Source organism: Pseudomonas panipatensis (assembly GCF_900099785.1).
GTDB lineage: Bacteria > Pseudomonadota > Gammaproteobacteria > Pseudomonadales > Pseudomonadaceae > Pseudomonas > Pseudomonas panipatensis.
Map to the genome: position 1 here is coordinate 339,840 of NZ_FNDS01000008.1, position 15,927 is coordinate 355,766.

The 15,927-nt window shown below is 63.1% G+C and carries 11 protein-coding genes; all 11 read left to right on the forward strand.

The window, feature by feature from the left end:
• The first annotated feature begins 122 nt into the window (after positions 1-122).
• A complete protein-coding gene (locus tag BLQ74_RS19890) occupies positions 123-1,187 on the forward strand; it encodes a pilus assembly protein PilM (RefSeq protein WP_090265447.1) in 1,065 nt (354 codons plus the stop codon).
• The gene (pilN, locus tag BLQ74_RS19895) at positions 1,187-1,786 is read left to right on the forward strand and encodes a type 4a pilus biogenesis protein PilN (RefSeq protein WP_090265449.1); all 600 of its coding nucleotides are present in this window, start codon (positions 1,187-1,189) and stop codon (positions 1,784-1,786) included. Before BLQ74_RS19890 ends, pilN begins: the two co-directional genes overlap by 1 nt.
• Positions 1,783-2,439: a type 4a pilus biogenesis protein PilO gene (gene pilO / locus BLQ74_RS19900; protein ID WP_090265451.1), complete on the forward strand. Its 657-nt coding sequence runs from the start codon at positions 1,783-1,785 to the stop codon at positions 2,437-2,439. Before pilN ends, pilO begins: the two co-directional genes overlap by 4 nt.
• Positions 2,436-2,960 (forward strand): type 4a pilus biogenesis lipoprotein PilP, encoded by a 525-nt coding sequence (pilP, locus tag BLQ74_RS19905; RefSeq protein ID WP_090265453.1) that lies wholly within the window; start codon positions 2,436-2,438, stop codon positions 2,958-2,960. The genes pilO and pilP overlap by 4 nt, the downstream gene beginning before the upstream one ends.
• A 56-nt stretch (positions 2,961-3,016) precedes the next feature.
• Complete coding sequence (locus BLQ74_RS19910) at positions 3,017-5,110, forward strand: type IV pilus secretin PilQ (RefSeq protein WP_090265455.1); 2,094 nt, start codon at positions 3,017-3,019, stop codon at positions 5,108-5,110.
• 8 nt (positions 5,111-5,118) lie between these two features.
• Positions 5,119-5,637, forward strand: coding sequence for a shikimate kinase AroK (gene aroK / locus BLQ74_RS19915; protein ID WP_090265520.1), 519 nt, complete (start codon positions 5,119-5,121; stop codon positions 5,635-5,637).
• 51 nt (positions 5,638-5,688) lie between these two features.
• A complete protein-coding gene (gene aroB / locus BLQ74_RS19920; protein ID WP_090265457.1) occupies positions 5,689-6,795 on the forward strand; it encodes a 3-dehydroquinate synthase in 1,107 nt (368 codons plus the stop codon).
• Positions 6,796-6,801: 6 nt separating this feature from the next.
• Complete coding sequence (locus tag BLQ74_RS19925; protein ID WP_090265459.1) at positions 6,802-8,535, forward strand: AAA family ATPase; 1,734 nt, start codon at positions 6,802-6,804, stop codon at positions 8,533-8,535.
• A gap of 219 nt (positions 8,536-8,754) precedes the next feature.
• Positions 8,755-13,200, forward strand: a complete 4,446-nt coding sequence (gltB, locus tag BLQ74_RS19930; RefSeq protein WP_090265461.1) for a glutamate synthase large subunit — start codon at positions 8,755-8,757, stop codon at positions 13,198-13,200.
• 29 nt (positions 13,201-13,229) lie between these two features.
• Entirely contained in the window at positions 13,230-14,663 is a 1,434-nt protein-coding gene (locus BLQ74_RS19935) for an FAD-dependent oxidoreductase (protein WP_090265463.1), read from the forward strand.
• A 117-nt stretch (positions 14,664-14,780) separates the two neighbouring features.
• Positions 14,781-15,845 (forward strand): uroporphyrinogen decarboxylase, encoded by a 1,065-nt coding sequence (gene hemE / locus BLQ74_RS19940; RefSeq protein WP_090265465.1) that lies wholly within the window; start codon positions 14,781-14,783, stop codon positions 15,843-15,845.
• The last annotated feature ends 82 nt before the right edge of the window (positions 15,846-15,927 follow it).

Consider the following 15,927-nt stretch of genomic DNA (forward strand, 5'->3'; position numbering starts at 1 on the left):
AGCTGATCACATTATAAGCAGTTTTTTTGCTGGCGAGCTATTTGCGCAGGTGTCAAGTCTGGTATCTAATGTCAAAAAACATAAATCGTCCGTAAGTCTCGGATGCTGATAGGAAATCAGTCGTGCTAGGGCTCTTCACTAAGAAAGCGAACACACTGTTGGGGATCGACATCAGTTCGACTTCGGTCAAACTTTTGGAGTTGAGCCGTTCAGGGGGCCGCTACAAGGTAGAGGCCTACGCTGTTGAGCCGCTTCCGCCCAACGCCGTGGTTGAAAAGAACATCGCCGAACTGGAGGGGGTAGGCCAGGCGTTGTCACGAGTGGTCGCCAAGGCGCGCACCGGCGTGAAAACGGCTGCGGTCGCCGTCGCCGGATCGGCGGTCATCACTAAAACAGTCGAGATGGACGGTGGGCTTTCCGACGATGAGCTGGAAAACCAGCTGAAGATCGAAGCCGATCAGTACATTCCCTATCCCCTGGAGGAGGTCGCCATCGACTTCGAAGTCCAGGGTGTGTCCGCGCGCAATTCCGAGCGTGTCGATGTGCTCCTGGCGGCATGCCGCAAGGAAAACGTCGAGGTGCGTGAGGCGGCGCTGGCACTGGCGGGACTGACTGCCAAAGTGGTGGATGTCGAGGCTTACGCCTTGGAGCGTGCCTTCGGCCTGCTTGGTGACCAGCTCGGCGGCAACGCCGATGAGCTGACCGTTGCAGTGGTCGATATCGGTGCGACCATGACCACCCTCAGCGTCCTGCACCATGGCCGCACCATCTATACCCGCGAGCAGCTCTTCGGTGGGCGCCAGCTCACCGAAGAGATCCAGCGTCGCTACGGGCTGTCGGTGGAAGAAGCTGGCCTGGCCAAGAAGCAGGGTGGTCTTCCGGATGACTACGACAGCGAGGTATTGCAACCGTTCAAGGATGCAGTGGTGCAGCAGGTTTCCCGCTCGCTGCAATTCTTCTTCGCTGCCGGACAGTTCAACGATGTCGACTACATTCTGCTGGCCGGGGGCACTGCATCCCTTCCCGATCTGGATCGGCTGATCCAGCAGAAGATCGGCACTCCGACTCTCGTGGCCAATCCCTTCGCTGATATGGCGCTTAGCAGCAAGGTAAACGCGGGTGCGCTGGCCAGTGATGCGCCGGCGTTGATGATTGCCTGCGGTCTGGCGATGAGGAGTTTCGACTGATGGCACGCATCAACCTTCTGCCATGGCGCGAGCAACTGCGTGAAGAACGCAAGCAGCGCTTCCTCGTGGCCCTCGGTGGTGTTCTGTTGGTTTCCGCGGGCCTGGTGTTCCTTGGCGATCAGTACTACAGCTCTGCGATCGAGAATCAGGGGGCGCGCAATGATTTCCTGCGCAAGGAAATCGCGGTGCTGGACGCGCGGATCAAGGAGATCAGCGAGCTCAAGACCCGTCGTCAGCAACTCCTGGAGCGTATGAAGATCATTCAGGATCTGCAGGGCAACCGGCCGATCATCGGGCGTATTTTCGATCAGTTGGTGCGTACCTTGCCGGACGGCGTCTACTTCACCGGCCTGAAAATGTCCGGCAAGAGCATTGCCATTGCCGGTGCCGCCGAGTCGAACAACCGGGTTTCCAACCTGATGCGCAATCTGGATGCGTCCGAGTGGCTGACGTCGCCCAACCTCACCGAGGTCAAGGCTGTGACCCAGGGGGCGGTGGATCAGGCGAATACCTTCCAGCTCACCGTCCAGCAGACCCAGCCCGGTGAGAAAGGCAAGGAGCAGGACAAGAAAGCCGTCGCGCAAGGAGCCAAGAAATGAGTCTGGCCGATTCCCTGGAAAGCTTGCGCAAGATCGATATCAACGACCTCGACATCAACAACCTCGGATCCTGGCCGGCAGCGGTCAAGGTGATCGCCGGTGTCCTGCTGATGGCCGTGGTGTTGGCGCTTGGTTACAACTTCCACCTCAAGGACATGCAGGGGCAGCTCGACCAGCGTCGTGCGGAGGAGGACACGCTCAAGCAGCAGTTCGCCACCAAGGCGTTCCAGGCCGCCAACCTGGAGGCCTACAAGACGCAAATGAAGGAAATGGAAGAGTCCTTCGGTGCACTGTTGCGGCAACTGCCGAGTGACACCGAGGTACCGGGGCTGCTCGAGGACATCACTCGGACCGGCCTGGGCAGTGGCCTGGAGTTCGAGGAAATCAAACTCCTGCCGGAGGTCACCCAGCAGTTCTACATCGAGTTGCCGATACAGATCAGCGTGGTGGGTGGCTATCACGATCTGGCCACCTTCGTCAGTGGCGTTTCGAGTCTGCCGCGCATCGTTACCCTGCATGATTTCGAGATCAAGCCCGTGAGTGCGGACAGTACCTCCAAGCTGCGCATGAGCATCCTGGCGAAGACCTACCGTTATAACGACAAGGGCTTGCAGGCCAAGCCGGCAGCTACCGCGGGGGCGCAGAAGAAATGAAGAGCCGCCTGATGCTTTGTGGTCTGCTGTTGCTGAGTTTGAATGGTTGCGGCTCCGGGAGCGATTTCGCCGATCTTCAAGCCTACATGGATGAAGTGCGCGCGCGCCCGAAAGGCTCCATCGAGCCGATGCCGAAGTTCCAGCAGTACGAGGCCTTTACCTATAACGCCTCGGCCATGCGTAGTCCCTTCCAGCCGCCAGTGAAGATCGACCTGGCGGTCAAACAGAAGGGCTCCAAGGTGATCAAGCCCGACGAAACCCGGGTCAAGCAATTCCTTGAAGGCTTCAATATCGAGACCTTCGAAATGGTGGGGACCTTGTCCAACGACCAGGGCATGTTCGCGCTGGTGCGCGGTGCGGGAGGGGTGCACCGCGTGAGAGTCGGAGATTACCTGGGACGCAATGATGGAAAGATCGTTTCCATCAGCGAAGGCAAGATCGACGTGATCGAGATCGTTCCTGATGGTGAGGGGGGCTGGCTGGAACGGCCGCGCAGCCTAACTCTCAAGGAGCGCTCCTAAGGGCGGGGATGAGCATGGATAACAAACAGCTGTCTGCACGACGGATTCAGACGACGATGAACAGAACTATTACCCGCTTGGGCTTCGCCCTGTTGGCCGGAATCTTCGCGCCCAGCTTGCTCGCGGCCAACCTGCAGAGTGTCGATGTCGCCGCGCTGCCGGGTGACCGTGTCGAACTCAAGCTGGGCTTCGACGAGCCCGTGGCGACCCCGCGTGGCTACACCATCGAGCAGCCGGCGCGTATTGCCCTGGATCTGCCCGGCGTGCAGAACAAGCTGGGTAGCAAGAACCGCGAGCTGGGCGTCGGCAATGCGCGCAGCCTGACGGTGGTTGAGGCGAAAGACCGCACCCGCCTGATCATCAGTCTGTCTAGCCTGGTGCCTTATTCCACTCGCGTGCAGGGCAACAATCTGTTCATCGTGGTGGGGCAGGGTGGTGGTGCTCCGGCGGCGGCTCCGGTGGCCGTGGCCAGTGCCGCACCCAGCTACGCCGCTGCGCCGCGGCCGGCCCAGTCCAAGCCTTACGCCCCGGTCGGCAAGGCCATTCGCAACATCGACTTCCAGCGTGGCGAACAGGGCGAAGGCAATGTCGTCATCGATCTCTCCGATCCGAGCGTCAACCCTGATATCCAGGAGCAGGGTGGGAAGATTCGCCTCGAGTTCCCCAAGACTCAGTTGCCTGACAGTCTGCGTGTGCGTCTGGACGTGAAGGATTTCGCCACGCCGGTGCAGTTCGTCAATGCGTCGGCTGCCGGCGACAAGGCCAGCATTACCATCGAGCCGAGCGGCCTGTTCGATTACCTGGTCTATCAGACCGACAATCGCATGACCGTCAGCATCAAGCCGCTGTCCGCGGGCGATGCCGAGAAGCGTAAGAAGGACACCTTCGCTTATACCGGCGAGAAGCTGTCGTTGAACTTCCAGGACATCGATGTGCGCTCGGTGCTGCAGTTGATCGCCGATTTCACCGATCTCAACCTGGTCGCCTCGGATACCGTGCAGGGCAATATCACCCTGCGCCTGCAGAACGTGCCGTGGGATCAGGCGCTGGACCTGGTGCTGAAAACCAAGGGCCTGGACAAGCGCAAGGTCGGCAACGTGCTGCTGGTGGCGCCGGCTGAAGAGATCGCTGCCCGCGAGCGCCAGGAGCTGGAATCGCAGAAGCAGATCGCCGAACTGGCTCCCCTGCGTCGCGAACTGATCCAGGTGAACTACGCCAAGGCTTCCGACATCGCCAAGCTGTTCCAGTCGGTCACCGGCACCGCCAGCGGTCCTGGTGCGGCAGCGGCGGCAGCGGCGAATACGGATAATCGCGGCTCCATCACAGTCGACGATCGCACCAACTCGATCATCGCCTACCAGACCCAGGAGCGCCTGGACGAACTGCGTCGCATCGTTTCGCAGCTGGATATCCCGGTGCGCCAGGTGATGATCGAGGCGCGCATCGTCGAAGCCAGCGTCGATTACACCAAGGAACTCGGGGTGAACTGGAGCGGTTCCCTGTCCAACCGTGGCAACTTCACGGTGTCGGGAGCCACCAGCGGCACCGGGACGACCTTCGTCGATCTGGGTGTGAGCACGGCGACCCCGACCTCCGGTATCGGCATTGGCTTCGTCACCAACAACACGGTGCTCGATCTGCAGCTCAACGCGATGGAGAAGACCGGTAACGGTGAGGTGGTCTCCCAGCCGAAGGTGGTTACCTCGGACAAGGAAACCGCGAAGATCCTCAAAGGTACCGAGGTGCCGTACCAGGAAGCGAGTTCCAGCGGCGCTACCTCGGTTTCCTTCAAAGAGGCCGCGCTGTCCCTGGAAGTGACTCCGCAGATTACCCCGGACAACCGCATCATCATGCAGGTCAAGGTGAACAAGGATGAGCCTGACTATGCGAATGCCCTGAATGGCGTACCGCCGATCAAGAAGAACGAGGTGAATGCCAAGGTTCTGGTCAACGACGGTGAAACCATCGTCATCGGTGGGGTGTTCTCCAATACCCAGACCAAGACCACTGCCAAGGTGCCGTTCCTCGGGGATGTTCCGGTGGTCGGACGCTTGTTCAAGAATGACTATGTGACCGACACGAAGAACGAGTTGCTGGTTTTCCTCACCCCCCGGATCATGAATAATCAGGCCATTGCTATCGATCGTTGATCAATGCCGTGTCCAATTTGATTCTGGTAGGCCCGATGGGGGCTGGTAAAAGCACCATCGGGCGTCTTCTTGCTAAAGAGCTTCATCTCGATTTCAAGGATTCCGACAAGGAAATCGAGCAGCGCTGCGGCGCCAACATCCCCTGGATCTTCGATGTCGAAGGCGAGGTGGGTTTCCGTGAGCGTGAGCAGGCGATGATCGCCGAGCTCTGCGCCACCGATGGGGCGGTGATCGCTACCGGAGGGGGTGTGGTGATGCGCGAGGCGAATCGCGCGGCGCTCAAGGCTGGCGGCAAGGTGGTCTATCTGCACGCTTCGGTCGACCAGCAGATCGCCCGCACCGCCCGCGACAAAGGTCGGCCGTTGCTGCAGAAGCCCAACCCGGGGCAGATCCTGCGCGACCTCATGACCCTGCGCGATCCGCTCTACCGGGAAGTCGCCGATGTGGTGGTGGAGACCGACGAGCGGCCGCCGCGCCTGGTGGTGATGGAGATACTGGACCGCCTGCGCAGACTGGAGCGGCATTAAAGGCCGCTACTTTCTGCGTTATCCTAGTGCCCTTTCTTGCCTGGGGGCTTCATGCGCACACTCAATGTCGATCTCGGCGACCGCAGTTATCCGATCCACATCGGTGAGGGACTGCTCGACGACCCGCGCTTTTTCGCGCCGCACATCCGTGGCCGGCAGGTGGCGATCGTCACCAATGAGACTATCGCGCCGCTGTACCTTGAGCGTCTGCAGAAGACGCTGGCCGACTATGCGCAGATCGCCGTGGTCTTGCCTGATGGGGAAGCCTTCAAACAGTGGGAAACCCTGCAATTGATCTTCGATGCCCTGCTGCAGGCGCGGCATGACCGCAAGACCACGCTGATTGCGTTGGGGGGCGGGGTGGTCGGCGACATGACCGGCTTCGCGGCTGCTTGCTATCAGCGCGGTGTCGACTTCATTCAGGTGCCGACCACGCTGCTCTCCCAGGTGGACTCCTCGGTCGGTGGCAAGACCGGCATCAACCACCCGCTGGGCAAGAATATGGTCGGCGCCTTCTACCAGCCTCAGGCCGTCGTGATCGATGCTGCCTCGTTGCGCACGCTGCCGGCGCGCGAGCTGTCCGCCGGGCTGGCCGAGGTGATCAAGTACGGCCTGATCTGCGACGAGCCTTTCCTGGCCTGGCTGGAAGCGCATGTCGAACAATTGCTGGCGTTGGATTCCGCGGCCCTGGCCGAAGCCATCGAGCGCTCCTGCGCGGCCAAGGCTCGGGTGGTCGGTGCCGACGAGCGCGAGTCGGGGGTGCGTGCGACCCTTAACCTGGGGCATACCTTCGGCCATGCCATCGAAACCCACATGGGTTATGGCGTCTGGCTGCATGGCGAGGCCGTGGCGGCAGGAACCGTGATGGCCCTGCAGATGTCGCATCTTCTGGGCTGGCTGACGGCCGCCGAGCGTGATCGGGGTATGCGTCTGTTGCGCCGGGCGGGATTGCCGATAGTGCCGCCGAAGGAAATGACCGCCGAGCATTTCCTCGAGCACATGGCTGTAGACAAGAAGGTACTCGACGGTCGCTTGCGTCTGGTATTGCTCCAAGGGCTGGGGGCGGCGGTGGTCACGGCCGATTTCCCCCGTGAGATTCTGGAAGAAACTCTGCGTACTGATTTTCAGGCCCTGGCCGATCAGTTAGGAGAACATTGAGGTCCCATGTCCAGCTTGCATGCCGATGAGGCCTTCCTGGCCCACTATCAGTTCAGTCACGACCCCTTCGCCCCGCGCGTGCCCGGCTTCAAGTTCTTCCCGGCGCAGCGCAAGCCGGTACTGGGTCAATTGCATCACCTCGCGCGTTATAGCCACCTGTTGCTTGCGGTTACCGGTCCGCTGGGTAGCGGCAAGACCCTGTTGCGTCAGGCGCTGGTCGCCAGCACCAACAAGGATGCCGTTTCCAGTGTGGTGATCTCCGGTCGCTCGGCCGCGGACGAGGCCACGCTGATGCGCCAGTTGGCTCAGGGGGTGGGGATCACCCAGGTGAGCATCGAGGCGATCCTGGCCAAGGTCGCCCAGTTGGCGATCACCGGGCAGGATGTCTACCTGCTGGTGGACGACGCTGAGCAACTCCGCGACGGCGCGCTGGAGGTGCTCCTGCTGCTGGCGGCGGGCAACAGCGAGGCGCGCCTGCATGTTTTCCTGTTCGGTGAGCCCTCTCTGCTGCCGCGCCTGGAACTGCTCTCCGAGGGTGAGGAGCGATTCCATGCCATCGAGTTGCAGCCCTACAGCGAGGAAGAGACGCGCGAATACTTGGCGCAGCGCCTGGAAGGGGCTGGCCAGGGCAGTGAGCTGATCTCCGACGATTTGCTCGCCGATATTCACGAGCAGTCCGGTGGTTGGCCGGGATCGATCAATCAGGTTGCTCGCGATGCACTGATCGAGGCGATGCTGGCGGATCGGGGTGGTGCGCGAAAGGCTGCCGCCAGTCCCGGCGTGCGTTTGCCGAAGAAGCACCTGTTGGTGCTGGGCGTGGTTGCCATCGGCGTGATTGCTGCCTGGTTCATGCAGGGCCGTACGAGCAAGCCGGAGAACGCTGCCGCTCCCGTATCCGCTCAATTGCCGCTGGGTGGTGCCGGAGCTCCGGCGCAGCCGGCTGCGGCGCCGGCTGCCGCGAGCAATGGCGCCGGGCCGGCGGTGGAGTTCGCCGGCTCCAGCCAGCCGGTTCCGCTGCCGCTGGTAGGGCAGTCGCAGCCGGTCATCCGTGAACCGATGGCCCAGGCTGGTGGGCAGGAAGACGCCGACGAAGGCGCCATCCCTTCGGCGGCCGTGCCGCCTACCGTTTCCACCTCCGCGCCGCCCGTCACGCCCCTGGCTGGCAAGACTGCTCCGCAGCCGCTGAATCCGGTGCCTGCGGCTCCGGCCACGGCAGTGGCGCCTGTCCAGCCGGCCGTGCCGACTCCCGCTCCGGCGCCCAAGCCGGCTCCGGTCGTCAAGCCAGCCCCCGTGGCCAAGGCTGAGCCAGTCAAGCCTGCCGCCACCAAGCCCACGGCCAAGCCGGTCGAGCACAAAGCGGTCGAGCACAAGCCTGTCGAGCCCAAAACTGTCGCTAAAGCGACGCCTCCGGCTCCGGCCAAGGCGGCAGCGCCCGCCGCCGGTGGCGCGGGCAGCCAGTGGTATCGCTCGCAGCCGGCGGCGCATTATGCTGTCCAGGTTCTCGGTACTGGCTCCGAGGCCAGCGCCCAGGCCTTCATTCACCAGCAGGGAGGCGGTGAGTACCGTTATTTCCGCAAGACCTTGCAGGGCAAGCCGTTCTACGTCGTTACTTACGGCAGCTTCCCCAGCCGCGCCGCCGCTGAGGCTGCCGTGAAGGGGTTGTCGGCCAAGGTTCAGGCTTCCAAGCCCTGGCCGCGCACCTTCTCCAGCATCCAGCAGGACATCGCTGGCGCTCACTGAAGCGTGTCGCATCGATGAAAACCCGCCATCCGCTACCACGGATGGCGGGTTTTTTCTTTCAGAATTGCGACATCACCTTTCAGTCGCTCGCCGCAAAATTTGTGGGTGGCCACGTACCTATGTACAATGGCCTCCCTTTGCCTGTAGGAAACTCGCCGCTTGAGCGGGTAAGCAGGTGAAGTCGCTGAATTAAAAAAGTTTTGCCGGTGAGAGTTCCCTATGAAAGCAGGTCTGTACCATCCTGAGACGTTCAAGGATAACTGCGGATTCGGCTTGATCGCCCATATGCAGGGCGAGGCAAGTCACGAACTTCTGCAAACCGCCATCGAAGCACTGACCTGCATGACCCACCGAGGTGGGATCAACGCGGACGGGAAGACGGGTGACGGCTGCGGGCTGCTGATCCAGAAGCCCGACCAGTTCCTGCGCGCTGTGGCCAAGGACGAATTCGCGACCGAATTGCCTGACCAGTACGCGGTCGGCATGGTCTTCTTCAATCAGGACCCGGTGAAGGCCGAGGCCGCTCGCGAGAACATGAATCGCGAGATCATCGACGCCGGCCTGACGCTGATCGGTTGGCGCAAGGTGCCGATCGACACCAGCGTCCTCGGTCGCCTGGCCCTGGAGCGCCTGCCGCAGATCGAGCAGGTGTTCGTTGGTGGCGAAGGCCTCTCCGACCAGGAGTTCGCGGTCAAGCTGTTCACCTCGCGGCGGCGTTCCTCGGTGGCCAATGCCGCCGATGCGGACCATTACGTCTGCAGCTTCTCGCACAAGACCATCATCTATAAGGGTCTGATGATGCCGGCCGACCTGGCCGCCTTCTACCCGGACCTGGGTGATCCGCGCCTGAAGACCGCGATCTGCGTCTTCCACCAGCGCTTCTCCACCAACACCCTGCCGAAGTGGCCGCTGGCCCAGCCGTTCCGCCTGCTGGCGCACAACGGTGAGATCAACACCATCACCGGTAACCGCAACTGGGCCCAGGCACGTCGCAGCAAGTTCACCAATGAGTGGATGCCGGACCTCGACGAGCTCGGCCCGCTGGTGAACCGCGTCGGTTCCGACTCCTCGAGCATGGACAACATGCTCGAACTGATGGTCACCGGCGGCATGGACATGTTCCGTGGCCTGCGCATGATCATTCCGCCGGCCTGGCAGAACGTCGAGACCATGGACGCCGATCTGCGCGCGTTCTACGAGTTCAACTCGCTGCACATGGAGCCGTGGGACGGCCCCGCCGGCGTGGTGCTGACCGACGGCCGCTACGCCGTCTGCCTGCTCGACCGCAACGGCCTGCGCCCGGCGCGCTGGGTCACCACCAAGAACGGCTATATCACCCTGGCCTCGGAAATCGGCGTGTGGGACTACAAGCCGGAAGACGTGCTGGCCAAGGGGCGCGTCGGCCCGGGGCAGATCCTCGCGGTGGACACCGAGACCGGTCAGCTGTTGCAGACCGAGGACATCGACAACCGTCTGAAGTCGCGCCACCCGTACAAGCAGTGGCTGCGCCAGAGCGCGCTGCGCATCCAGGCGACCCTGGAAGACGACCAGGGCGTGGCCAGCTACGACAGCGACCAGCTCAAGCAATACATGAAGATGTTCCAGGTCACCTTCGAGGAACGTGACCAGGTGCTGCGCCCGCTGGCCGAACAGGGCCAGGAAGCGGTCGGTTCGATGGGCGACGATACCCCGATGGCGGTGCTGTCCAAGCGTATCCGCTCGCCCTACGACTACTTCCGCCAGCAGTTCGCTCAGGTGACCAACCCGCCGATCGACCCGCTGCGCGAGGCGATCGTGATGTCCCTGGAAACCTGCCTGGGCGTCGAGCAGAACATCTTCGAAGAGTCGGCGCATCACGCCAACCAGGCGATCCTCACCACCCCGGTGATTTCGCCGGCGAAGTGGCGCACGCTGATGAACCTAGAGCGTCCGGGCTTCGACCTTCAGCACATCGATCTCAACTACGACGAGTCGATCGGCCTGGAAGCGGCGGTGCGTAACATCGCCGATCAGGCCGAGGAAGCGGTGCGCGCCGGTAAGGTGCTGCTGGTTCTCTCCGACCGCCATATCGCCCAGGGCAAGCTGCCGGTGCATGCGGCCCTGGCCGTGGGCGCCGTGCACCACCGCCTGGTGCAGACCGGCCTGCGTTGCGACAGCAACATCCTGGTCGAGACCGCCACTGCCCGTGATCCGCACCACTTCGCGGTGCTGGTCGGCTTCGGCGCCTCGGCGGTCTACCCGTACCTCGCCTATGAGGTGCTGGCCGACCTGATCCGTACCGGCGAAGTGCTGGGCGACCTCTATGAGGTGTTCAAGTACTACCGCAAGGGCATCTCCAAGGGTCTGATGAAGATCCTCTCGAAGATGGGGATTTCCACGGTCGCGTCCTACCGCGGCGCCCAGCTGTTCGAAGCCATCGGCCTGTCCGACGAGGTCACCGGCCTGTGCTTCCCGGGCGTGCCCAGCCGCATCCAGGGTGCGCGCTTCGCCGATATCGAGAACGAGCAGAAGCTGCTGGCCTTCGAGGCCTGGAACAACCGTAAGGCGATCCAGCCGGGTGGCCTGCTGAAGTTCGTCTACGGCGGCGAATACCACGCCTACAACCCGGACGTGGTGAACACCCTGCAGGCTGCCGTGCAGCAGGGCAACTACGAGAAGTTCAAGGAATACACCGCGCTGGTGGACAGCCGTCCGGTGTCGATGATCCGCGACCTGCTCAAGGTGAAGACCGTTGCTCAGCCGCTGAGCCTGGACGAAGTCGAGCCGCTGGAGTCCATCTTCAAGCGCTTCGATGCCGCCGGCATTTCCTTGGGCGCGCTGTCGCCCGAGGCCCACGAAGCCCTGGCCGAAGCCATGAACCGCCTCGGTGGTCGCTCCAACTCCGGTGAGGGCGGTGAGGACCCGGCGCGCTACGGCACGCTGAAGAGCTCGAAGATCAAGCAGGTGGCCACCGGCCGCTTCGGCGTGACCCCGGAATACCTGGTCAACGCTGAAGTCCTGCAGATCAAGGTGGCCCAGGGCGCCAAGCCCGGCGAGGGCGGCCAGCTGCCGGGTGGCAAGGTCAACGGCCTGATCGCTCGGCTGCGCTACGCGGTGCCCGGCGTGACCCTGATCTCGCCGCCGCCGCACCACGACATCTACTCCATCGAAGACCTCGCCCAGCTGATCTTCGACCTCAAACAGGTCAACCCGCAGGCGCTGGTGTCGGTGAAGCTGGTTTCCGAACCGGGTGTCGGCACCATCGCCGCCGGCGTGGCCAAGGCCTATGCCGACCTGATCACCATCTCCGGTTACGACGGTGGTACCGGCGCTTCGCCGATCACCTCCATCAAGTACGCCGGCTCGCCCTGGGAGCTCGGTCTCGCCGAAGCCCACCAGACCCTGCGCGGCAATGACCTGCGCGGCAAGGTACGGGTGCAGACCGACGGTGGCCTGAAGACCGGCCTGGACGTGATCAAGGCGGCCATTCTCGGCGCCGAGAGCTTCGGTTTCGGCACCGCGCCGATGATCGCCCTGGGTTGCAAATACCTGCGTATCTGCCACCTGAACAACTGCGCCACCGGCGTCGCCACCCAGAACGACAAGCTGCGCAAGGACCACTTCATCGGTACCGTGGACATGGTGGTGAACTTCTTCACCTTCATCGCCAGCGAGACCCGCGAGTGGCTGGCCAAGCTCGGCGTGCGCAGCCTCGGCGAGCTGATCGGTCGCACCGACCTGCTCGAAGTGCTGCCGGGCGAGACCGCCAAGCAGCAGAACCTCGACCTCACCCCGCTGCTCGGCAGCGACCTGATCCCGGCCGAGAAGCCGCAGTTCTGTGAAGTCGAGAAGAACCCGCCGTTCGACGAAGGCAAGCTGGCCGAGACGATGGTCGAGTTGGCCTTCCCGGCCATCGAAGGCCTGAAAGGCGGCGAGTTCGAGCTGGATATCTGCAACTGCGATCGCTCCATTGGCGCGCGGGTTTCCGGCGAGATCGCCAAGCTGCACGGCAACCAGGGCATGGCCAAGGCACCGGTCACCTTCCGCTTCAAGGGCACCGCGGGGCAGAGCTTCGGTGTGTGGAACGCCGGCGGCCTGCACCTGTACCTGGAAGGCGATGCCAACGACTACGTGGGCAAGGGTATGACCGGCGGCAAGCTGGTCGTCACGCCGCCCAAGGGCAGTCCGTTCAAGACCCAGGAGTCGGCCATCATCGGCAACACCTGCCTGTACGGCGCCACTGGTGGCAAGCTGTTCGCCGCGGGTACTGCCGGCGAGCGTTTCGCGGTACGTAACTCCGGTGCCCACGCCGTGGTGGAAGGCACTGGCGATCACTGCTGCGAGTACATGACCGGCGGTTTCGTCTGCGTACTGGGCAAGACCGGCTACAACTTCGGCTCCGGCATGACCGGCGGCTTCGCCTATGTCCTCGACCTGGACAACACCTTCGTCGATCGCGTGAACCATGAACTGGTGGAAATCCAGCGGATCAGCGGCGAGGCGATGGAGGCCCAGCGCAGCCACCTGCGCAAGGTCCTGGTCGAGTACGTGGCGGAAACCGCGAGCGAGTGGGGCACGAACCTGCTGGAGAACCTCGACGACTACCTGCGTCGGTTCTGGCTGGTGAAACCGAAGGCCGCCAGCCTCGGTTCGCTGCTGACCAGCACCCGTGCCAACCCGCAATAAGCGCCTGAAGTTGTTGATGAGGTCTCGAAATGTCTGATCGTCTGAGCTCTGACCGCCTGAACAATGACTTCCAGTTCATCGAAGTCGGGCGCAAGGAACCCAAGAAAAAACTGCTGCGCCAGCGCAAGCGCGAGTTCGTGGAAATCTACGACCTGTTCAAGCCGCAACAAGCGGCTGACCAGGCCCATCGCTGCCTGGGCTGCGGCAACCCGTACTGCGAGTGGAAGTGCCCGGTGCACAACTTCATCCCCAACTGGTTGAAGCTGGTCTCCGAAGGCAACATCCTCGCCGCCGCCGAGCTGTCGCACCAGACCAACACCCTGCCGGAAGTCTGCGGCCGGGTGTGCCCGCAGGACCGTCTGTGCGAGGGTGCCTGCACCCTCAACGACGGCTTCGGCGCGGTGACCATCGGTTCGGTGGAGAAGTACATCACCGACACCGCCTTCGCCATGGGCTGGCGCCCCGACATGTCCAAGGTCAAGCCAACCGGCAAGCGTGTCGCGGTGATCGGTGCCGGTCCGGCGGGCCTGGGCTGCGCCGACGTGCTGGTGCGCAACGGGGTGACCCCGGTGGTGTTCGACAAGAACCCGGAAATCGGCGGCCTGCTGACCTTCGGCATCCCCGAGTTCAAGCTGGAAAAGACCGTGATGAGCCGTCGTCGCGAAGTCTTCAGCGGCATGGGCATCGAATTCCGCCTGAACACCGAAATCGGCAAGGACGTGACCATGGAGCAATTGCTCGATGAGTACGATGCCGTGTTCATGGGCATGGGCACCTACACCTACATGAAAGGCGGCTTCCCTGGCGAAGACCTGCCCGGTGTGCACGATGCGCTGGACTTCCTGATCGCCAACGTGAACCGCAACCTGGGCTTCGAGAAGTCTCCCGAGGACTTCATCGACATGAAGGGCAAGCGCGTGGTGGTCCTGGGTGGTGGCGACACCGCGATGGACTGCAACCGCACTTCGATCCGCCAGGGTGCCAAGGCCGTGACCTGCGCCTATCGCCGTGACGAAGAGAACATGCCCGGCTCGCGCAAAGAGGTGAAGAACGCCAAGGAAGAGGGCGTGAAGTTCCTCTTCAACCGCCAGCCCATCGCCATCGTCGGCGAGGACAAGGTGGAAGGCGTGAAGGTGGTCGAGACCCGTCTCGGCGAACCGGATGCCCGTGGTCGTCGCAGTCCCGAGCCGATCCCGGGCTCCGAGGAAATCATCCCGGCCGAGGCCGTGCTGATCGCCTTCGGTTTCCGTCCGAGCCCGGCGCCCTGGTTCGAGCAGCACCAGGTGCAGATCGACAGCCAGGGCCGCGTCATCGCTCCGGCCGCCGCTCAGTTCAAGCACCAGACCAGCAACCCGAAGATCTTCGCCGGTGGCGACATGGTCCGTGGTTCCGACCTGGTGGTGACGGCGATCTTCGAAGGCCGTACGGCTGCCGAAGGCATCCTCGACTACCTCGGCGTCTGACCCTGGAGTGACGCTCCACTGCGGCATTCTGCCGCGCAGGACAAAAGGCACGGCACCCGCCGTGCCTTTTGCTTTGCGCTTTGCGAAAATGCCCACACTTTTTTGCCGGATGCCGCCATGACTGCCCTGAAGAACGATCGTTTCCTCCGTGCCCTGCTCAAGCAGCCCGTCGATGTCACTCCCGTGTGGATGATGCGCCAGGCCGGTCGCTACCTCCCGGAATACCGCGCCACGCGTGCCAAGGCCGGCGACTTCATGAGCCTGTGCATGAATCCGCAACTGGCCTGCGAAGTCACCCTGCAGCCGCTGGACCGCTACCCGCAGCTGGACGCGGCGATCCTCTTCTCCGACATCCTCACCGTGCCCGACGCCATGGGTCAGGGCCTGTATTTCGAAAGTGGCGAAGGCCCGCGCTTCAAGAAGGTCGTGTCGAGCATGGCCGACATCCAGGCGCTGCCGATCCCCGATCCGGATAAGGACCTCGGCTATGTCATGGACGCGGTGCGCACTATCCGTCGCGAGCTGAATGGCCGGGTGCCGCTGATCGGCTTCTCCGGCAGCCCCTGGACCCTGGCCACCTACATGGTCGAAGGCGGCTCCAGCAAGGACTTCCGCAAGTCAAAGGCGATGCTCTACGACAACCCGCAGGCCATGCATGCGCTGCTCGACAAGCTGGCGCAATCGGTGACCAGCTACCTCAACGGGCAGATCCGCGCTGGCGCCCAGGCGGTGCAGATCTTCGACTCCTGGGGCGGCAGCCTGTCGGCGGCGGCTTATCAGGAGTTCTCCCTGGCCTACATGAAGAAGATCGTCGCCGGACTGATCCGCGAGCAGGACGGCCGCCGTGTGCCGGTGATCCTCTTCACCAAGGGCGGCGGCCTGTGGCTGGAGTCCATGGCTGACAGCGGCGCCGAGGCGCTGGGGCTGGACTGGACCTGCGATATCGGCAGTGCGCGCGCCCGCGTCGGTGACAAGGTCGCTCTGCAGGGCAACATGGACCCCTCGGTGCTCTACGCCAACCCGGCCGCCATCCGCGCCGAGGTCGGGCGCATCCTCGCCGCCTACGGCAGCGGCACCGGCCATGTGTTCAACCTGGGGCACGGCATCACCCCGGAGGTCGATCCGGCCCATGCCGGCGCCTTCTTCGAGGCCGTGCACGAGCTGTCCGCTCAGTACCACTGACGCGCACCTCGCCGGAGCGCGGGTCTGCCGCGCCGCCCGCAATGAAAAAGCCCCGCCATTGGCGGGGCTTTTTCATGTCCGT